A 20,107-nucleotide genomic window follows, 5' to 3' on the forward strand; every position below is an offset into this window, starting at 1 on the left:
TCCTTTTCCCGGCCCGCCTACTGCTGCACCACGATGCCCGCGCTTTCGATGGTCTGGCGCGCCTTGGCGATATCCGAATTGATCAGCGCGGCAAACCGTTCGGTGGACACCGGATCGGTTTCCAGGCCTTGCGCGGCCAGCGCCTCCTGCACGTCCTTGCGCGCCAGCAGCTTGTTGAAGTCGCTGTTCAGGCGCGACACGATGGCGGGCGGCGTCTTGGCCGGAGCCAGCACGCCGTAGTAGGTCACCACGCTGAAATCCTTGTAGCCCAGCTCCGCGACCGTGGGCACCTCCGGCAGCGCCGGATTGCGCTTGGGCGAGGTGACCGCCAGCGCGCGCACCTTGCCGGACTTGATCAGCGTGGCCGCCGACGAGATCGAAGAGCCCGCAAACTGCAGATGCCCGCCCATCAGGTCCGCCAGCGCCGGCGCCGAGCCCTTGTACGGCACGTGCTGCATCTTGAAGCCGGCCGCGTGCTGCAGCATTTCGATGGCGATGTGCACGCCGCCGCCCGTGCCCGAGGTGCCATAGGAGATCTTGTTCGGATCCTTCTTGGCGGCGTCGATCACTTCGGGCAGCGTCTTGTAGGGCGAGCTGTCCGACACCAGCAGCACCATCGGCGTGGTGGCCACCAACGCCACCGGGGCCAGGTCCTTGACCGGGTCGTACGACACCTTCATCAGCAGCGGAATCAGGGTGACGTTGTCGGACTGGCCGATCACCAGGTCGTAACCCTGGGCAGGCGAACGCGCCGCTTCGGCCAGGCCCAGCGCCGTGCCCGCGCCCGGCTTGTTCTCGGGGATGACGGACCAGCCGTTGAGTTCATGCAACTTGGTGCTCATCAGGCGACCGATGTAGTCGGTGCCCCCTCCCGGCGTGGACGGGATGATGATGCGGATGGGCTTGCTGGGATAGTCCTGGGCGTGTGCGGCACAGGCGGCGGCCAGCGCGGCCACCGCGAACAGTTTGCGGATCATCTTGTCTCCTCTTCGATGGAAGTCTTGGCGGTCTGCGCCGCCTCGACCGATATCGGGCGCTACCGCCCGTTCATGCAATGACGCCTGCGCTGCGCAGGGCCTCGATGCGCGCGGCATCCCAGCCCAGACCCTGCAGGATGGCCTGCGTGTCGCCGCCCTGCCGCGGCGGATCGGAACGCTTGCCGGCCTTCAGGCCGTCGAACTCGATAGGCAACGCCGCCGCGGATATCTCCCCGCCGTCCGGCAGCCGGGTCTTCAACAGCGCGCCGCCGGCGTTCAGATGCGCGTCGTCCAGCAGGTCGTGCGGCTGGCGTATCGGGCCGTACGACAGGCCGGCGGCTTCCAAGGCCGCGCACAGTTCGTCGGTCTTCCAGGTCTTCAGGATCTCGCCCACGCCCGGCACCAGCCAGGGCCGCGCCGCCTCGCGGTCGACGGCGGTGGCCAGGCGCGGATCGGCGGCCCATTCGGGCGGCAGGAATTTCTGCGCGAAGTTGCGCCATTGCGCATCGCCCACCACGGCGACGAACACGCGGCCGTCGGCGGTCTCGAACACGTCGTACACGCCCCAGGGCGGCCGGCGTTCCGCCCCCATGGGCTTGGGCGCGGCGCCCGTCAGCTGGTACTGCGCGATGAACTGCGCGACCAGCAGCAGATTGTTCTCGAACAGGCCGGAGCGCACGTGCCTGCCGCGCCCCGTGGCGTGGCGGTCGTGCAGCGCCGCCAGCGCGCCCACCACGCCGAAGGTGCCGCCCAGGATGTCGTTGACCGAGGCCGCCACGCGCTGGGGCGAGTCCGCGCCGCCGTTGATGTAGGCCAGCCCGCCCATCATCTGCACCACTTCGTCGAGCGCGGTGCGCTGCTTGTAGGGACCGGACAGAAAGCCCTTGAGCGATACGTAGATCAGCCCGGGGTTCTCGGCCGACAGCGACTCATAGTCCAGCCCGTACTGGGCCAGGCTGCCGTCGCGAAAATTCTCCACCACCATGTCCGCCTGCAAGGCCAGCTGGCGCACCACGGTCTGCCCTGCGCTTGCCTTCAGGTCGATCGCCAGGCTTTGCTTGTTGCGGTTGAAGACCGGAAAGTAGCCGCTGCCCGAGCCTTTCAGGCGCCGGGTGCGGTCGCCTTCGATCGGCTCCACCTTGATGACTTCGGCTCCCAGGTCCGCCAGCGCCAGGCCGGCCGCCGGGCCCATGATCATGTGGGACAACTCCAGCACCTTGATGCCGCGCAGCGGCAACTCGGAGTGGTCCATAAAGGGTGAAGCCGGTGTTGCTGCCATCTGCATATCCTCGGGCCTGATGCGCTGAAAAACAGGCGGTGGCAAGATCGATGCATGCCGCCGCCCCATGCCCCCATCATCGGCGGCAAGCCGGATCAGCGGGTAGCGCTCTTTCAGCACGGGGGCATTCTCGTTTGGGAACGTCCGGGAAAGCCCTGAGCCCTGTCGTTTCAGGCGGCGTCCGCCACGCCCAGATGGGCCAACAGCACGCGGGCCGCGGGCGGCAAGGCGTCCACCCCCAGCACGGCGATGCACAAGGAAGTGCTGGACCAGGCTCCAGAAAGCGGAATGAAGCGGATGTCCAGGTTGGCGTGGCGCGCCTTGAGGTACATGGGCACCACGGCCACGCCCATGCCGCGCGCCACCAGCATGCAGATGGTTTCGTGCGAGCTGACCCGCGCGCTGATGCGCCGCGCCACGCCCGCATCCTGCGCCGCCTGCTCGAACACCGCGCTGATGCCGTTGTCGCGGTTCAGTTCGATCTGCTCGAAGGGCAGCAGCTGCGCGTAGTCCAGCGTGTCGCGATCGGCCAGCAGATGCTGGCCAGGCACCACCGCCGCCAGGTCGCAGCGGCCGCAATTGAAGACCTGCAAACCGTCATGGCCGAAATCGGAACCCACCGCCACGTCGGCCTGACCGTCCAGCACCGCGCGGAACACCTCCTGCGTGGTGCCTTCTTCCAGCGAGATATCGATCTGGGGATAGGCGCGGCGAAAGGACTGGATCTGCGCCGGCAGTTCGCCGGACAGCGCCGCCACGCTGACCGCCAGCCGGATGCTGCCGCGCACGCCGGTCGCAAAGCCCGCCATTTCGCGGCGCATGCGGTCCATGCTCTGCAGCACCATGCGCACGTGCGTGGCCAGGGCATTGCCCGCGGGCGTGGGCTGCACGCCTTTGACCCCACGCTCCAGCAGTGGCACGCCGAAGGCGTCCTCCATTTCCGACATGCGTTTGCTGACGGCGGAAGGGACGATGTTCTCGCGGGCGGCGGCGCGCGCCAGGCTGCCCTCCTCCAGCGCCGCGAGGAACAGGCGCAGGGAGACGGGATCGATATCGCGAGGATGCGGCGAAAGGGGCTGGACGGGCTTCATGGCGGGAAGTGTCGTGCTTAGTGGCAGCGTCCTGGGATCGGGGTTTTCCCGGTAACATCCGCACTCCCCACGCTCTTGCGGCATTTCCAGGCCGCCACCGCCGCCCATGCAATGCCCCCGCTGCAACTGGCAGAATCCGGCCTCCAACACCCAGTGCTTCAGCTGCAATGCGCCGCTGGCCGCCCCCACAGCGGCCGCGCCTGCCGCGAAGGCTGCGAAGACCGCCAAGGCCGCCCCGGCCCGCGCCGGCAATGCCCCGGTCTTCCCCGGCATCTGGCCGCGGCTTGGCGCCACCGCGATCGACGCCGCCGTGATGGTCGCGGCCATGATCGGATTCAGCACCGCCGCCAATCTGACCTACGAATCCCTGGCCGGCGCTGCGCGCCCCGTCCTGCTGGCCATGGCCGCCGGTTTCATCGGCCTGATGCTGCCGGCCCTGATGGACGCCTGGGCCGGCGGATCCCCAGGCAAGCGGGTGCTGAAGCTGCGCGTCGTGAACCGCAATGGCGATCACCCTGGCGTCCTGCGCGCCAGTTGGCGGCACCTGATGAAGTACGTGCTGAACATCGCGCTGCCCGGCATCTTCTACCGCATCCAGCGGACCATCTTCGGCGAACGCGCCATGCACAACTGGATCTCCGGCACCTACGTGGTCTCCAGCCAGGCGGACCCGCGCGCCATCCGGCCCGCCATCGCCAAGACCCGCTCCATCACGGGCGCGGGCAAGTTCATCTTCATCGTGCTCGGCGTGCTGGCGCTGGTCGCGGGCGGCATGATCGTCGGCGCCATCGTCATGGAGCCCAAGCAGGAAGACAATCCCCTGCGCGCCGAGGTGATCCGCCTGGACCTGGTGTCGCAACCCGTGCGCATGCTGGCCGAAAACCATTACCAACGCACGGGAACCTACGCGCCGGACATGGCGGCGCTCGGCGTCACCGCGGAATCGTTGAACAGCAGCGGCTTCAGCGCGCTGAGCCTGAATCCGGTCAACGGCGTGCTGCGCTTCACCATCGCTGGCGCCCCCAGCGCCGCGGACGCGCCCGCGCTCGGCGGCAAGCATCTCGTCTACCTGCCCGAACTGCGTTCCGAAAAGAAAGGCGGCGGCATCCGCCGCTGGCAGTGCGGCAGCGACGACATCCCGCGCGCCGACCGTCCCTACAGCTGCCGCCACGAAGCCGGCGCCTCGGCGCCCTAGCCCTACCCCACGGAATCCCGCGCATGTCCGCCCTGATCGAATCCATCCATCGCGCCGATGACGGTGACGAGCACGCGCAAATGCTGGCGCTGTGTGAACAAGGGTTGCGCGAACAGCCCGCCTCGGCCCTCCTGTGGGCGCTGCGCGCCCGTTATCACGACAAGCGCGGCGCCCACGCTGCGCGCCAGGCCGACCTGGACCGCGCGCTGACCCTGGACCCGCATTGCGCCGACGCCATCCGCGTCCAGGCCACCGCGCGCTACAACGCCGGCGAACGGCAGGAAGCCTGGCGCGTCCTGCGCGATGCCCTGCAACGCACGCCTTCGCACTTCGGGCTGCTGATGGCGCAGGCCTATCTGCTGATCAACGACCGCCAGCTGGACCAGGCCATCCAGTGTTGGACCCGCGCCGCGCAGTTGCGCCCATCCGCCGGCGCGCCGCATTGCTATATCGCGTCCAACCTGGCCAACGCCGGGCGACACGCCGAAGCCGAGCCCCATTTCCGGCGCGCGACCTCGCTCGCGCCGGGCAACGGCATGTTCCTGTACGACGCCGGCAACACTTACCGCAGCCTGGGCGACCTGCACAACGCCATCGCAATGTTCGACCGCGCCCGCGCCATCCTGGGCGAGCAGAACGCCATCCAGCACAACCGCGCCTCGTGCCTGCAGGCGCTGGAACGCCACGCGGATGCCGTCGAGGAATGGACCAGCCTGCTACGGCGCGAGCCCGACTGGGACTGGCCCCTGGAAGGCAAGGCGCGGTCCCTGCACCGGCTGGGCCGCGCGGACGAAGCCGCGCCGCTATGGCGGCATCTGGACGCGCTTTCGGACAGCGGCTGGGAGGGCCGCAGGGAGCAGGCGCGCGAATACGTGCGCAGCGGTGATCCGGAGCTGGCCGAACACGCGCTGCAAGGACTGGACCCAATGAACTGCGGCGACGCCCAACTGCTGTTCGTGGCCGGCAACGCGCAACGCGACCAGCGCAACTGGGATGAAGCGCTGGAGTACTACCTGCAGGGCTACGAACTGGCGCCCGACAACGACTTCCTGCCCGGCAACGCGGCCGACATGCTGAACCGACTGGAACGCCATGACGAAGCCCTGCCGTTGTCCGAAGTGGCAATCTCGCTGGATCCGGACTGGCTGAAGTGGCGCCGCGCCCGCATCGAAGCGCTGACCCATCTGGGCCGCGCGGACGAGGCCGTGGCCGACGCCGATCGCGCCATGGCGCGCTGGCCGGACGACGGCGCCCTGCACGCAGAACGGATCAACGCGCTGATCGCCGCCAAGCGCCACGACGAGGCGCTGACGGCCTGCGACCGGCTGATCGCGATCGATCCAGACTATCGCAGCTGGGCGCTATTTTCGCGCGGCCAAACCTACAGTGAAATGAAGCGCCACGCGGAATCCGCCATGGCCTATCGCCAGGCTGCCGCCTCCTATCAACAGAACGGCAAGCCCCAGTACCAGGAACTGTCCTTGAACAACGCCCTGGCCGCGGAGCAGGCCGCCGCCGCGCCGCGCGGCCTGCTGAGCCGGTTGTTCCGGCGCAATTAGGCCGCGCGCCTAGGCGGCACGCTCCCATTCATAGCCATTCAGCAAGGTCAGCAACCCGCGCCTGACCACGACCACCGCCTCGTCGCGCAAGGCGTCGGCGCGCCAGCCCATTTCGATGGCGTACCCCGGCATGGCGACCGGGCAAGGCAGCATGCGCAGGCCGGAAGCGGCGGCCAGGCCGCGCGCCGCGTGCGCTGGCAAGGTCGACAAGGCATCGCTGCCCGGCAGCAAGAAGGCCAGCGCCGAGAAATGCGTGGTCGATGCCTGCACCCTGCGCGTCAGTCCCAGCCCGTGCAGTACTTCATCCACCACGCCGATGAAGCCGCCGGACGACACCAGGATGTGCTGGCGGCGGACGAATTCCTCCAGCGACAGCGAGGTCTGGCCCGGCGCCAGGCTGGCGGGGTCCAGCAGGCAGGCATAGCCGCCCTGTCCGACCGTCACACGCTGCAAGGCCTGCGTGGTCAATCCGCCCGAGGCGATCACCAGATCGGCCTCGCGCGCCATCAGCATGTCGGCGGCCAGGCGGCTGTGGGTCTGCCGGAAAATGATACGCAGGCCCGGCGCGCTGTCCGCCAGGGCGCGGATCGCGTCCCTCCCTAGCGCGATCTCAAAATCGTCCGACAGGCCCAGCGTGACCGAGCGGCCGACGAAGCCCGCCGCGCCCGGCCACGCCAGCGACAGGCTCTGCCGGCACTTGTCCAGGGCTTCGCCGATGACAGGCCGCAGTTCGCGCGCCCGCAGGCTGGGCGTCAGCCCTCTGCCGGTGCGCGTGAACAGCGGATCGCCGTAAAGCGCGCGCAGGCGGCCCAGCGCGGCGCTGACCGCCGACTGCGTTACGCCCAGGCGCAGCGCGGCGCGCCCCGCGCCGCCCTCGTCATAGATGGCCTCGAAGACCTTGAGCAGGTTGAGGTCGGCCGACTCGATATCAATCTGATTCATATCATTTATCTCTGACCAGGATTGATTGATTTTAGGGCCGGCCGGACACTGAAGCCCCGTTGCCACGTTCCCGAGACCCTCGCCATGACCACGAAAATCGTCGCCGCCCTGCAGATCGGCTCCTCCCCCGAAGGCCGCGCCCGCACCCTGGAAAACATCCTCGCCTACGAAGGCGAGATCGCCGCCTCTGGCGCCTCGCTCGTGGTCATGCCCGAAGCGCTGCTGGGCGGCTATCCCAAGGGCGAGATCTTCGGCACCCGCCTGGGCTACCGCCTGCCCGAAGGCCGCGAAGCCTACGCCCGCTATTACGACAACGCCATCGATGTGCCCGGTCCCGAAACCGAGGCGCTCGCCGCCCTGTCGCAGCGCACCGGCGCCAGCCTGGTGGTCGGCGTGATCGAACGGGGCGGCAACACGCTGTATTGCACCGCCCTGTTCTTCGAACCTGCGGCCGGCCTCGTCGCCAAGCACCGCAAGCTCATGCCCACCGGCACCGAACGCCTGATATGGGGCCAGGGCGACGGCTCGACGCTGCCGGTCGTCGACACCGAAGCCGGCCGCATCGGCGGCGCCATCTGCTGGGAAAACCACATGCCGCTGCTGCGCACCGCCATGTACGCCAAGGGCGTGGAAATCTGGTGCGCGCCCACGGTGGACGAGCGCGACATCTGGCAGTGCTCGATGCGCCACATCGCGCATGAGGGCCGCTGCTTCGTGGTCAGCGCCTGCCAGGTGCAGCCCTCGCCCGCCGAACTGGGCCAGGACGTGCCAGGCTGGGACGCCAACCGTCCGCTGATCAACGGCGGCTCGGTCATCGTCGGTCCGCTGGGCGACGTGCTGGCCGGCCCGCTGCGCGGCAAGGCCGGCCTGCTGACCGCCCAGGTCGATACGGCGGAACTGGTGCGCGCCCGCTATGACTTCGACGTGGTGGGGCACTACTCGCGCCCCGACGTCTTTTCCCTGACCGTGGACGAACGCCCGCGCCCCGCCGTGCGCTTCGTCTCCTGAACGCCCCGTCGCCAGGAGTCCGTAATCCAGGCCTCTGGCCCCGGGATGGTATAGTCTCGCCCGCTGCCGGCCCTTCCGGGGCCGTGCAACGCCCGAGTGGTGAAATTGGTAGACACAAGGGACTTGAACTAATTTGAGCCCTTTGGGGGAAACTCCAAAGGTGTAGCCCGTCAAACTCGGCGAATGCCCTGGACCCGTTCCGAGCCAACGCCGAGCCAAGCCCAGGCCGCATGGCCGGGGAAGGTGTAGAGAGCAGACGGCGGGCACCTAAGGCCGCAAGGCTATGGTGAAGGCGTGCTCCAGACCACGAACAGCGCATCCGCGCTGGCGGCGAAAGCCGAAGTGGTAAGAAAATCCCTCGGCCTCGCGGCCGTACCGGTTCGATTCCGGTCTCGGGCACCACCCCGCCACAGGACAGGCGTCCCCCCTTCGTCGCAAACCGGCGAACGCCTGCCTCGTCAAACTGAAGCGCGCAAAATTCGCCCCGCCGATCTAATCTAGTCCGGTAATCAGGGAGCGCGCCATGATCACCCTCTATTCGTACCCCGGACTCTATGGGCTGGAAGACAACAACCCCTACGGCCTGAAGATCTACGCCTTCCTGAAGCTGTGCCGCTTGCCGTTCGACCATCGGCATACGCTGGACGTGCAGTCCGCGCCGCGCGGCCAGTTGCCCTATATCGCCGACGGCGATCTGCGCATCGGCGACAGCGACGCCATCATCGCCCACCTGAAGCGCCAGTACGAACTGACCATCGACGATTCCCTCACGCCCGAGCAGCAGCGGCAGGACCTGCTGGTGCGCCGCGCGCTGGACGATCTGTACTGGGTCATGTCCTATTCGCGCTGGCGCGACGACCGCTATTGGCCAATCTTCCGCAAGGCGCTGCTGGACGCCCATCCGGACGTCAAACCCGAGCAGCTGGAAGCCGCCCGCCAGTACAACTTCCAGCGCTATCACTACCAAGGCATAGGCCGTTATGCCCCCGAAGACGCCTATGCCCGCGGGATCGCCGACCTGGAGGCCATCTCCAGCCTGCTGGGCGACAACGGCTTCATGTTCGGCCCCAATCCGGGCAGCGTGGACGCGGGGCTCTATGGCTTTCTCGCCAATATCTATTTCTACGCCATCGATACCCCGCTCAAGCAGTGCCTGGTGTCGCGGCGCAACCTGGTGAGCCTGTGCAATGCGGTGCGCGCCGAACTCGGTTAGAGCCTGCCGCCCCTCTTGCGCACGGCAGCCGGCCCCGGGTCGCTTCCAAAAACGTTATTCTTGCGCCTCGTTTTCCACGTTTCCGCCCTGCCTGCCGTGCGCCGGCGGGGCTTCAGACCCCACTTGACCGCCGCTTCCTCCCCCCCGCCCTTCATCGTCCTCGACGCCTGCGTCCTCATGTCCGGCATCCTGCGCCGCCTGCTGCTCAGGCTGGCCGAGGCCGGCGTGTACACGCCGGTCTGGACCGACCGCATCGGCGAGGAATGGCGCCGCAACGCCTCGCGCATCTGGGAGATCCCGCCGGAGGTGATGATGGAACTCTGGGACGACATGAACGCGCGCTTTCCCGGCGCCCGCGAAACGGACACCCAGGTCTACGAGGCGTCCTTGCGCTACAGCGATCCCAAGGACTTCCACGTGATCGCGGCCGGCCTGGCGCGGCGCGCGCGCTGCGGCCTGCAGCAGCCGCCTGTGGTGCAGGTGCTGACCTGGAATCTGAAGGATTTCAATCGTTCCGAACTGCGGCGCCAGGGGCTGGACGTCTACAACCCCGACCGCATGCTGACGCAGTGGTGGCAGGCCGCGCCCGATGCCATCCGCGCGGCGGCGGCACAGGTGCCCGCGGACTATGTGGCGCTGGGGCGCGAGCCCGAGCCGCTGTCGGCGACGCTACACCGCGAGCGCCTGTATGGCCTGAAGAACCTGCTGGCGCGCGACGCCGCGCAGAACGGCGCCGCCTGAACCGCGCCGGCGCGCTCAGTGGTCGTGGTTGCTGGCGGCAAAGCCCGCCGCGTTCAGTATGTCGATCACTTCCTGGATGTGCTCGTGGCCGCGCGTCTGCAGCACGAAATCCACCTCGACATTGCGCACCGGCAATGACGTGAACGCGCGCTGGTGGTGCACTTCGGTGATGTTGGCCTGCGCGTCGGCGATGAGCTTGGTGGCGTGTGCCAGCGCGCCCGGCAGGTCGCGCAGGTCCACGCGGATACGCGCCAGGCGGCCTGCTCGCACCATGCCGCGCTCGATCAGTTCGCCCAGCATCAGCGGGTCGATGTTGCCGCCCGTCAGCACCAGGCCGATGCGCTTGCCCTTGTAGCGGTCGCTGCCCTCTTCCTGCGCGCGCAGCAGCGCGGCCAGGCCTGCGGCGCCTGCGCCTTCGACCACCGATTTCTCGATTTCCAGCAGCACCACGATGGCGTGTTCGATATCGCTTTCGCTGACCAGCTCCAGGCGATCGACCAATTGCGTCACGATGGGCTGGGTCAGCGCGCCCGGCGACTTCACCGCGATGCCTTCGGCAATGGTGTACGCGCCCTGCGGCATGGACACGCCCTTGACGGCCGCGTACATGGACGGGAAGCGCTCGGTCTGCACACCGATGATCTCGATGCCGGGCTTGAGCGCCTTGGCCGCGGTGGCGATGCCGGAGATCAGGCCGCCGCCGCCGATGGCGACGACCAGGGTGTCCAGCTGCGGTTGGTCTTCCAGCATTTCCAGCGCCACCGTGCCCTGCCCGGATATGACCGCCTCGTCGTCGTACGGGTGGATCATGATCAGGCCGCGCTCCTGCGCCAGCTCGTAGCCGCGCGCCTTGGCGTCGTCGAAGGTATCGCCGGCCAGCACCACCTCGGCGCCGAAGCGGCGCGTGTTGGCGATCTTGACGGTGGGGGTGAAGCGCGGCATCACGATCACGGCCGGCACGCCCATGCGCTGGGCATGGTAGGCCACGCCCTGCGCGTGGTTGCCGGCGGACACTGCGATCACGCCCTTGGCGCGTTCTTCTTCCGACAGCGTCAGCATGCGGTTGAGCGCGCCGCGCTCCTTGAACGAAGCCGTGAACTGCAGGTTCTCGAACTTCAGCCAGATCTCCGCGCCGAAGATGTCGGACAGCGTGCGGGACAGGGTAAACGGGGTCTTCAGCACCTGGCCGCGCAGGTTCTCGCGGGCGGTCTGAATGGAGGCGATATCGATCACGATGGAAATCCTGTTAGCGCACCGGCAGGAAATTGAACAGCAGCAGGCCCTGCGCGTAGTTGATCCCGATGCGCCGCGTGTTCTCGCCCAGCAGATTCGCGATCAGATCCAGGCGGCCGATGATGGCGCCGAATTCGCGTTCAAAGCTGAGGTTGGTGGCGTTCTGGGACATTTCGTTGGCCAGCAGCAAGGGTTCGCCCTGGGTATTGCGGCGCGACGCCAGCAGCCAGGCGGCTGCCTCGACGTTCCGTGCGGCATTGTAGACCCGCTGCCCGTCCAGCGCGTCGGTGGCGTACAGGCGGGTTTTGCCGTTGTGGGCCGCGATGATGGTGTCGGCCAGGCCGTAGATGAAAGCGCCGACCCGGTCGCCGGAATAGTTGGGGTCCAGGGACACGGCCAGGATCTGGATATCGCGCAGCCCCGCCAGGTCCTTGGGCGGGACGCGGACCTCGATGGAATGCTTGACCAGCGACACCGCCTTGGCCAGATCGGGCGCGCCGGACTTGCGCCACTCGCGCGGATTGCGGCGGTAGAGCTTGTCCAGCAGGACATACAGGCTGGCCAGGTTGTCGCGCACCTCCAGCGTGACGGTGCGGTTGAAGTCGGTCTGGCCGAACTGGTCGGCGGACATGTCTTCGCTCTTGGGACCGCCCTTGCCCGGCGCGGGGCTGCTCATGCAGCCGCTCAGCAAGGCCGCAAGCAGCGCCGCGGCACTGGCGGATCTGGCCCACGCCGTCATGCCTTGCCCATCCGTTTCCCCCTTCTTTGCCACGTCGCGCGGGCCATCCTCCGTGGTCGGGGGGCCTCGCTCTCGCGCAAGACTTTACAGGAAGGTAAGCGCAGTTGGGAGATGTCCGGGGTCTGAAGAAGCAAGAAGATGAATCAGGACCGGCCGTCGCGGCCCAGGCCGGCGCATGAAAAACGGCGCCCGAAGGCGCCGTTTCATACTACCGGTCAAGCAGGCTTATTCAGCTTGCGGTTCCGATTGCGGGGCGGCTTCGGGGGCCGCAGCGGATTGCTGCTGCTCGATGCCGCCGATGGCCTTGATGGACAGGCGCAGGCGGCCCTTGTCGTCGGCCTCGATGACCTTGACGCGGACTTGCTGGCCGACCTTCAGCACATCGTTGATGTTGGCGATGCGGTAGTTGGCGATTTCCGAGATGTGCAGCAGGCCGTCGCGGCCCGGCAGCACTTGCACGATGGCGCCGAAATCCAGCAGGCGCAGCACGGCGCCTTCGTAGATCTGGCCCACTTCGACGTCGGCGGTCAGTTCGACGATGCGGCGCTGGGCTTCCTTGGCCTGCGCTTCGTCGACGCTGGCGATCACGATCGTGCCGTCGTCGGAGATGTCGATCTGCGTGCCGGTTTCTTCGGTCAGCGCGCGGATGGTGGCGCCGCCCTTGCCGATCACGTCGCGGATCTTCTCGGGGTTGATCTTGATGGTCAGCATGCGCGGAGCGAAAGCCGAGAGCTCGCCGCGCGAACCGTCCAGCGCTTCCTTCATCTTGCCCAGGATGTGCAGGCGGCCTTCGCGGGCCTGAGCCAGCGCCACTTGCATGATTTCCTTGGTGATGCCCTGGATCTTGATGTCCATCTGCAGTGCGGTGACGCCGTTCTCGGTGCCCGCAACCTTGAAGTCCATGTCGCCCAGGTGATCTTCGTCGCCCAGGATGTCCGTCAGCACGGCGAACTTGCCGCCGTCCAGGATCAGGCCCATGGCCACGCCGGCCACGTGATCCTTGACCGGCACGCCGGCGTCCATCATGGCCAGCGAGCCGCCGCAGACCGAAGCCATCGACGACGAGCCGTTGGACTCGGTGATTTCCGAGACGATCCGGATGGTGTACTGGAAGTCTTCCGGAGCCGGCAGCAGCGGGATCAGCGCGCGCTTGGCCAGGCGGCCGTGGCCGATTTCGCGGCGCTTGGGCACACCGATGCGGCCCGTTTCGCCGGTGGCGAACGGAGGCATGTTGTAGTGCAGCATGAAGCGGTCGCGGTACTCGCCCATGAGCGCGTCGATGATCTGCTCATCCTGCTTGGTGCCCAGCGTGGCCACGACCAGCGCCTGGGTTTCACCACGGGTGAACAGCGCGCTGCCGTGTGCGCGGGGCAGCACGCCCAGACGCACGCTGATGGGACGCACGGTGCGGGTGTCGCGGCCGTCGATGCGGGGCTCGCCGTTCAGGATCTGGCCGCGCACGATGGCGGATTCCAGCGAGAACATGATGTTGTCGACAGCAACGGCGTCCGGCGCCGCTTCGCCCTTTTCGGCGGCGGCGGCAACCAGCTTGGCCGACACGTCAGCCGACACTTCGCGCAGCTTGGTGGTACGAGCCTGCTTTTCGCGGATCTGGTAGGCGGCGTTCAGGCCTTCCTGGGCAGCGGCGGTGACCGCGGCGATCAGGGCTTCGTCCTTGGCGGGCGCTTGCCAGTCCCAATCGGGCTTGCCGGCGTCCTTCACCAGTTCGTGAATGGCGTTGATGACGGCCTGCATTTGCTGGTGGCCGTAGACCACGCCGCCCAGCATGATTTCTTCGGACAGCTGGTCGGCTTCCGATTCCACCATCAGCACGGCGTTTTCGGTGCCGGCGACGACCAGGTCCAGCTTGGACGACTTCAGCTGCGAGGCGGTCGGGTTGATGGCGTACTGGCCATCGATGTAGCCCACGCGCGCGGCGCCGATCGGGCCGTTGAACGGGATGCCCGAGATGGCCAGCGCGGCCGAGGCGCCGATCATGGCGGGGATGTCGGGATCGATTTCAGGATTGACCGACAGCGTATGGATGACCACCTGGACTTCGTTGTAGAAGTCTTCGGGGAACAGCGGACGCAGGGGACGGTCGATCAGGCGCGAGGTCAGCGTTTCCTTCTCGGAGGGCTTGCCTTCGCGCTTGAAGAAGCCACCCGGGATGCGGCCGGCGGCGTAGGTCTTCTCGATGTAGTCAACGGTCAGCGGGAAAAACGTTTGACCCGGCTTGGCCTTCTTGGAAGCCACGACGGTGGCCAGGACGACGGTGTCCTCGATCGACACCACAACGGCGCCGGAGGCCTGGCGAGCGATCTCGCCAGTTTCCAGGACGACCGTGTGCTGGCCGTACTGGAACGATTTTGTCACTTTGTTGAACATGACGATTATTCCTTACAAATGAAAAACCGTGGCCGTCGCGACATACGTCGCACCGACCACGGTTGCGTCATGGGGAGCCAGCCCCGTCGATCACTTGCGCAGACCGAGTTTTTCGATCAGTGCGCGGTACGAATCGGGATTGCGGCCCTTGAGATAGTCGAGCAGCTTGCGGCGACGGCTGACCATACGGAGCAGACCGCGGCGCGAGTGATGGTCCTTCATGTGTTCTTTGAAGTGACCGGTCAGTTCGTTGATGCGGGCGGTGAGCAGAGCCACCTGAACTTCGGGGGAGCCGGTATCGCCTTGAGCGCGTTGGAATTGCGCGACGATATCGGATTTCTTGATGTCAGCTACAGACATTTATGACCTCTTCGGACATGCGACAGGGCCGAGGCGCCCTGACGTGGTTTGGAAAAAATTTTGCGCGAACCTGGCGGAATTCGCTTTCTCACTGCTGCCATTGATGACTCAAACAGAAGCCTGGAACCCGGGTGTGGACGCGGTGTTTCGACACCGGGGCCTGGCACCTGGACCAGCTCTGCGGCCAGCGCAAAGGATGTTGCAAGATCAATACACTTGATAAAGCTCGATGATTATAGCTGATTCGCTAGAATTACCCCAATGAGGGCCGCCTGCCCCGCCGCAGGCCGCGATGCCACGTAAGGAGCAAGACATGTCTAAATATTACAAAGGCGCCCGCCTGGCGCTGGCCGCCGCCGCGTTGGCCGGGCTGGCCGCCTGCGCGAACATGGCCCAGATTCCTCCCGGCACGCCCTACGCCGACGTGCTGACCCAGTTCGGCCAACCCAACTTCGAATGCCCGCAAGCCAATGGCGGACGGCGCGTGATCTGGACGCAGCAGCCCATGGGCCAATATGCCTGGGGTACCAATGTCGGCACCGATGGGCGCGTGGGCCAGGTGGTGCCGCTGCTGACGGATGCGCATTTCAAGGTGCTGAGCGAAGGCGAATGGGGTCCCGACCGCGTGCGCTGCGAATTCGGCCCGCCCGCGCGCATCGAGGAAGCCGGCCTGGGCGAGAAGCGCGAGGTGGTCTGGTCGTACCGTTACAAGGAAAACGGGGTCTGGAACTCGCTGATGTACGTGTACATGAGCCGCGACGGCAACAGGCTGACGCACTTCCATCCCGGCCCGGATCCCATGTACGACGACGACCGGTTCATGTGGCGCTGATTCCCCCGCCCTTGAAAGACAAAACCCGCCATCCGGCGGGTTTTGTTTTTCAAGATTGCCGCCAATCACGAAGATTGGTTGCGGCGTTCCTGCGTCAGGCGGCGCGCGCGGTTCCAGCGCCAGGCCCACATGATCCAGCCCGACAGGCCGTACAGCACGAACAGGCCGAACAGCACGACCGGAGGATCGCTGGACACGAAAACGAATACGGCCACTACCAGCAGGATGCCCCAGAACGGCACGCTGCGGCCCAGGGCGAAGCTCTTGCCGCTGAAGAACGGCGCGTTCGACACCATGGAAATGCCCGCGTACATGGTCAGCGTGAACGCCGCCCAGGCCATCAGGCTGTCATGGATGGGCAGTTTGTTGTCCACGGCCAGCCAGACGAAGCCCGCCACCAGCGCACCGGCCGCCGGGCTGGGCAAGCCCTGGAAGTAGCGCTTGTCGACCACGGCGATGTTGGTGTTGAAGCGCGCCAGACGCAGCGCGGCGCCGGCGACATAGACGAACGCGGCCAGCCAGCCCCAGCGGCCCAGGTCGTTCAGGATCCATTCGTACATGACCAGCGCGGGCGCGACGCCGAAGGAGGTCATGTCGGACAGGGAGTCGTATTGCTCGCCAAACGCGGACTGGGTGTTGGTCAGGCGGGCGACCCGGCCGTCCATGCCGTCCAGCACCATGGCCGCGAAAATGGCGATGGCGGCCACTTCGAAGCGGTCGTTCATGGCCTGCACGACGGCATAGAACCCCGCGAACAGTGCGGCGGTGGTGAACGCGTTGGGCAGCAGGTAAATGCCGCGGTGGCGGTTCTCGGAATCGCGCATGGAAAAATTGGGCATGGTCTCAATAACTTACAACGAACACTGAAAGGTTAACCCATCTGGCCCCGCTTGCGGGGCGAAGCAAGCCGCGTGCCCGGCCGATCGACGGGAAGCCTGCAAAAAAAAGCGGCATGCCCTCGCAGGCATGCCGCTTCGACCCTGATTGCGCGGGGCAAGCCCCGCGCAGTGGCATGGATCAGTTCTTGGACTTGTCCACCAGCTTGTTGGCGGCGATCCAGGGCATCATGGCGCGCAGCTTGCCGCCCACTTGCTCGATCTGCGATTCCGCGTTGATGCGGCGGCGCGAGGTCAGCGTCGGAGCGCCGGCGGTGTTTTCCAGGATGAACTTCTTGGCGTATTCGCCGGTCTGGATGTCCGTCAGGCACTGGCGCATGGCCTTGCGGGTTTCGTCGGTGACGATCTTCGGACCCGTTTCGTACTCGCCGAACTCGGCGTTGTTCGAGATCGAGTAGTTCATGTTGGCGATGCCGCCTTCATAGATCAGGTCGACGATCAGCTTCAGTTCGTGCAGGCACTCGAAGTACGCCATTTCGGGCGCGTAGCCGGCTTCCACCAGCGTGTCGAAACCAGCCTTGATCAGTTCGACGGTACCGCCGCACAGCACGGCCTGTTCGCCGAACAGGTCGGTTTCGGTTTCTTCGCGGAAGTTGGTTTCGATGATGCCGGCACGGCCGCCGCCGTTGGCGCTGGCGTACGACAGGGCCACGTCACGCGCGGCGCCCGACTTGTCCTGGTACACGGCCACCAGATGGGGCACGCCGCCGCCTTGCTTGTAGGTGTTGCGCACGGTGTGGCCCGGGGCCTTCGGGGCGATCATGATGACGTCGATGTCTTCACGCGGCACGACTTGGCCGTAGTGCACGTTGAAGCCGTGGGCAAACGCCAGGGCGGCGCCGGGCTTGATGTTGGCGTGCACTTCCTTGTTGTAGACCGAGGCGATGTTCTCGTCGGGCAGCAACATCATGACGATGTCGGCGGACTTGACGGCGTCGGCGACTTCCTTGACTTCCAGGCCGGCGTTGGCGGCCTTGTTCCACGAGGCGCCGCCCTTGCGCAGGCCGACCACGACCTTCACGCCGGACTCATGCAGGTTCTGCGCGTGCGCGTGGCCTTGCGAGCCGTAGCCGATGATGGCAACAGTCTTGCCCTTGACCAGGGAGAGATCGCAGTCTTTGTCGTAGAAAACTTTCATGGTTGTGCTCCAGATTCCAGTATTTTGGATATTTGTTTAATTCAGATGTAGGGTGCGGCTTGGCCTGGAAGGCCGGTCAAATCTTCAAAATCCGTTCACCGCGTCCGATGCCGGACACGCCGGTGCGCACGGTTTCAAGGATTGCACTGCGGTCCAGGGCCTCCAGGAAGGCCTGTACTTTTTCCTGCACCCCGGTCAATTCGATGGTGTAGGACTTGTCGGTCACGTCGATGATGCGGCCGCGGAAGATATCCGCCATGCGCTTCATTTCCTCGCGCTCCTTGCCGACCGCGCGCACCTTCACGAGCATCAGCTCGCGCTCGATGTGCGCGCCTTCGGTCAGGTCGACGACCTTGACCACATCCACCAGGCGGTTCAGGTGCTTGGTGATCTGCTCGATGATCTCATCGGAACCGGTGGTCACGATGGTCATGCGCGACAGCGTGGAGTCCTCGGTGGGCGCCACGGTCAGGGTCTCGATGTTGTAGCCCCGCGCGGAAAACAGGCCCACCACGCGCGACAGCGCGCCGGGTTCGTTTTCGAGGAGGACGGAAATCACGTGCTTCATGGGTGGCCTCCTTACAGGTCTTCAGAGCCAAGCAGCATTTCGGTCAGCCCGCGGCCGGCCTTGACCATCGGCCACACGTTTTCGGTGCGGTCGGTGATGAAGTCCAGGAACACCAGGCGATCCTTGTGCTTCTTGAACGCTTCGCGCAGCGCCGGCTCGACGTCCGCCGGGCGTTCGATGCGCAGACCCACGTGGCCATAGGCCTCGGCCACCTTGACGAAATCGGGCAGCGAATCCATGTAGGACTCGGAGTAACGCGAACCGTAGTCGATCTGCTGCCACTGCCGGACCATGCCCAGGAAGCGGTTGTTCAGGCAGATGATCTTCGGCGTCAGGCGGTACTGATGGCAGGTCGACAGTTCCTGGATGTTCATCTGGATGGAGCCTTCGCCGGTGATGACGGCGACGTCGTGTCCAGGATTGGCCATCTGCACGCCCATGGCGTACGGCAGGCCCACGCCCATGGTGCCCAGGCCGCCGGAGTTGATCCAGCGGCGCGGCTTGTCGAACTTGTAGTACTGCGCGGCCCACATCTGGTGCTGGCCCACGTCGGAAGTCACGAAGGCGTCGCCGCCAGTCACTTCCCAGAGCTTTTCCACCACGAACTGCGGCTTGATGACTTCGTCCGAGTTGGCGAACTTCAGGCATTCCTTGCCGCGCCAGGACTCGACCTGCTCCCACCACTTGGCGATCGGGGCGGGCTTGTGCTCGGCTGCAGCAATGTCGTACTGCGCGCTGAGGTCGGCCAGGACGTCCTTGACGTTACCGACGATCGGGACATCCACGCGCACGCGCTTGGAGATCGACGAGGGATCGATATCGATATGGATGATCTTGCGCGCGTTCTGGGCGAAGTGCTTGGGGTTGCCGATCACGCGGTCATCGAAACGGGCGCCGATGGCCAGCAGCACGTCGCAGTGCTGCATCGCCATATTGGCCTCGTACGTGCCGTGCATGCCGGGCATGCCGACGAACTGGCCGCTGCTGGCCGGGTAGCCGCCCAGACCCATCAGGGTGCTGGTGCAAGGCGCGCCCAGTTGCGACACGAGCTTGTTCAGCTCGGGCGCGGCGTTCGACAGAATGACCCCGCCGCCCGTGTAGATCATGGGCCGCTCGGCGGCCAGCAGCATCTGCACGGCTTTCTTGATCTGCCCCTGGTGGCCCTTGTTGACGGGCGCGTAGGAGCGCATCGAGATCTCGCCCTTGGGCGGCGTGTACTTGCACTGCGCGATGGTGATGTCCTTGGGGATATCCACCAGCACCGGGCCGGGACGGCCGGTGCGCGCGATGTAGAACGCGCGGCGCATGGTTTCGGCCAGGTCCTTGACGTCGCGCACAAGGAAGTTGTGCTTGACGCAGGGACGCGTGATGCCGACGGTGTCGCATTCCTGGAAGGCGTCCTCGCCGATGGCCGCAGTGGGCACCTGCCCGCTGATGATGACCATGGGGATGGAATCCATGTAGGCGGTGGCGATGCCGGTGACGGCATTGGTCACGCCCGGTCCGCTGGTCACGAGGCAGACGCCGACCTTTTGCGACGAGCGCGAATAGGCATCGGCGGCGTGCACGGCGGCCTGCTCGTGACGAACCAGGATATGCTGGAATTTGTCTTGCTTGAAAATCGCGTCGTAGATGTAAAGCACCGCGCCGCCGGGGTAGCCGAAAACGTGTTCCACGCCTTCATCGGCCAGGCAGCGCACGACGATATCGGCGCCATTCAGTTCCATGTTGTCATTCCTTTCAGTACCGGCCCTGCAACCCTGACTGCTGCTCGCCCGGATACGGCGGCAACTGAACCCATACCGGCCCCGACAACATGATCCGGCGCTTTGCGGCTCACGGAGCCACGCCACCCGGACACCTTGCCGACCCGGCACACGCTCGACAGAACGCAGTGCAAACGCCCCTTGGGGACGCTGGAGGTCGAAATGGAAGCCTTGGCAACACA

General features: G+C 66.1%; 18 protein-coding genes. 6 read left to right on the forward strand and 12 right to left on the reverse strand.

What is annotated here, in order from left to right; genetic code table 11:
* Nucleotides 1-17: 17 nt before the first annotated feature.
* The 3 genes from IAG39_RS25380 to IAG39_RS25390 form a co-directional block, all read right to left on the reverse strand.
* Complete coding sequence (locus IAG39_RS25380) at nt 18-977, reverse strand: Bug family tripartite tricarboxylate transporter substrate binding protein (RefSeq protein WP_059375549.1); 960 nt, start codon at nt 975-977, stop codon at nt 18-20.
* Between the two features lie 70 nt (nt 978-1,047).
* Nucleotides 1,048-2,229 (reverse strand): CaiB/BaiF CoA transferase family protein, encoded by a 1,182-nt coding sequence (locus IAG39_RS25385; RefSeq protein ID WP_165867778.1) that lies wholly within the window; start codon nt 2,227-2,229, stop codon nt 1,048-1,050.
* Between the two features lie 197 nt (nt 2,230-2,426).
* Nucleotides 2,427-3,347: a LysR family transcriptional regulator gene (locus IAG39_RS25390; protein ID WP_118931717.1), complete on the reverse strand. Its 921-nt coding sequence runs from the start codon at nt 3,345-3,347 to the stop codon at nt 2,427-2,429.
* A gap of 106 nt (nt 3,348-3,453) precedes the next feature.
* On the opposite strand from IAG39_RS25390, the gene IAG39_RS25395 reads away from it, so the two are divergent.
* Together IAG39_RS25395 and IAG39_RS25400 are read left to right on the forward strand one after the other, a co-directional pair.
* Nucleotides 3,454-4,542 carry an RDD family protein gene (locus tag IAG39_RS25395; protein WP_118931716.1) on the forward strand — a complete coding sequence of 363 codons (1,089 nt, stop codon included), beginning with the start codon at nt 3,454-3,456 and terminating at the stop codon, nt 4,540-4,542.
* Nucleotides 4,543-4,565: 23 nt separating this feature from the next.
* The gene (locus IAG39_RS25400; RefSeq protein WP_118931715.1) at nt 4,566-6,101 is read left to right on the forward strand and encodes a tetratricopeptide repeat protein; all 1,536 of its coding nucleotides are present in this window, start codon (nt 4,566-4,568) and stop codon (nt 6,099-6,101) included.
* 9 nt (nt 6,102-6,110) lie between these two features.
* Here IAG39_RS25400 and IAG39_RS25405 read toward each other — a convergent pair whose 3' ends face one another.
* A complete protein-coding gene (locus tag IAG39_RS25405; RefSeq protein ID WP_118931714.1) occupies nt 6,111-7,043 on the reverse strand; it encodes a LysR substrate-binding domain-containing protein in 933 nt (310 codons plus the stop codon).
* Nucleotides 7,044-7,127: 84 nt separating this feature from the next.
* Here IAG39_RS25405 and IAG39_RS25410 point away from each other — a divergent pair, with 84 nt between their 5' ends.
* From IAG39_RS25410 to IAG39_RS25420, 3 genes are all read left to right on the forward strand, one after another.
* Nucleotides 7,128-8,051, forward strand: a complete 924-nt coding sequence (locus IAG39_RS25410; RefSeq protein ID WP_118931713.1) for a carbon-nitrogen hydrolase family protein — start codon at nt 7,128-7,130, stop codon at nt 8,049-8,051.
* Between the two features lie 523 nt (nt 8,052-8,574).
* Nucleotides 8,575-9,264 carry a glutathione S-transferase family protein gene (locus IAG39_RS25415; RefSeq protein ID WP_059373836.1) on the forward strand — a complete coding sequence of 230 codons (690 nt, stop codon included), beginning with the start codon at nt 8,575-8,577 and terminating at the stop codon, nt 9,262-9,264.
* Between the two features lie 177 nt (nt 9,265-9,441).
* Nucleotides 9,442-10,005, forward strand: coding sequence for a PIN domain-containing protein (locus IAG39_RS25420; protein ID WP_240633213.1), 564 nt, complete (start codon nt 9,442-9,444; stop codon nt 10,003-10,005).
* A gap of 15 nt (nt 10,006-10,020) precedes the next feature.
* Here IAG39_RS25420 and IAG39_RS25425 read toward each other — a convergent pair whose 3' ends face one another.
* From IAG39_RS25425 to rpsO, 4 genes are all read right to left on the reverse strand, one after another.
* On the reverse strand, nt 10,021-11,238 hold the full coding sequence (locus IAG39_RS25425; protein WP_059373834.1) for a threonine ammonia-lyase: 1,218 nt from the start codon (nt 11,236-11,238) through the stop codon (nt 10,021-10,023).
* Nucleotides 11,239-11,251: 13 nt separating this feature from the next.
* Nucleotides 11,252-11,914, reverse strand: coding sequence for a hypothetical protein (locus IAG39_RS25430; RefSeq protein ID WP_410469166.1), 663 nt, complete (start codon nt 11,912-11,914; stop codon nt 11,252-11,254).
* A 288-nt stretch (nt 11,915-12,202) separates the two neighbouring features.
* Nucleotides 12,203-14,365 carry a polyribonucleotide nucleotidyltransferase gene (gene pnp, locus IAG39_RS25435; protein ID WP_118931711.1) on the reverse strand — a complete coding sequence of 721 codons (2,163 nt, stop codon included), beginning with the start codon at nt 14,363-14,365 and terminating at the stop codon, nt 12,203-12,205.
* Nucleotides 14,366-14,455: 90 nt separating this feature from the next.
* The gene (gene rpsO, locus IAG39_RS25440) at nt 14,456-14,725 is read right to left on the reverse strand and encodes a 30S ribosomal protein S15 (protein WP_006223612.1); all 270 of its coding nucleotides are present in this window, start codon (nt 14,723-14,725) and stop codon (nt 14,456-14,458) included.
* A gap of 313 nt (nt 14,726-15,038) precedes the next feature.
* Between rpsO and IAG39_RS25445 the strand changes: the two genes are divergently transcribed.
* A complete protein-coding gene (locus tag IAG39_RS25445) occupies nt 15,039-15,557 on the forward strand; it encodes a hypothetical protein (protein ID WP_059373831.1) in 519 nt (172 codons plus the stop codon).
* A gap of 65 nt (nt 15,558-15,622) precedes the next feature.
* On the opposite strand, the gene pssA is transcribed toward IAG39_RS25445, so the two are convergent.
* The 4 genes from pssA to IAG39_RS25465 form a co-directional block, all read right to left on the reverse strand.
* Nucleotides 15,623-16,396, reverse strand: a complete 774-nt coding sequence (gene pssA, locus IAG39_RS25450; protein ID WP_059373830.1) for a CDP-diacylglycerol--serine O-phosphatidyltransferase — start codon at nt 16,394-16,396, stop codon at nt 15,623-15,625.
* Nucleotides 16,397-16,574: 178 nt separating this feature from the next.
* Entirely contained in the window at nt 16,575-17,591 is a 1,017-nt protein-coding gene (gene ilvC / locus IAG39_RS25455; RefSeq protein ID WP_013391929.1) for a ketol-acid reductoisomerase, read from the reverse strand.
* Nucleotides 17,592-17,667: 76 nt separating this feature from the next.
* The gene (gene ilvN, locus IAG39_RS25460) at nt 17,668-18,159 is read right to left on the reverse strand and encodes an acetolactate synthase small subunit (protein ID WP_054450173.1); all 492 of its coding nucleotides are present in this window, start codon (nt 18,157-18,159) and stop codon (nt 17,668-17,670) included.
* Between the two features lie 11 nt (nt 18,160-18,170).
* Nucleotides 18,171-19,886, reverse strand: coding sequence for an acetolactate synthase 3 catalytic subunit (locus IAG39_RS25465; protein ID WP_054450171.1), 1,716 nt, complete (start codon nt 19,884-19,886; stop codon nt 18,171-18,173).
* Between the last annotated feature and the right edge of the window lie 221 nt (nt 19,887-20,107).

The organism is Achromobacter xylosoxidans (assembly GCF_014490035.1).
GTDB classification, from domain to species: domain Bacteria; phylum Pseudomonadota; class Gammaproteobacteria; order Burkholderiales; family Burkholderiaceae_B; genus Achromobacter; species Achromobacter bronchisepticus_A.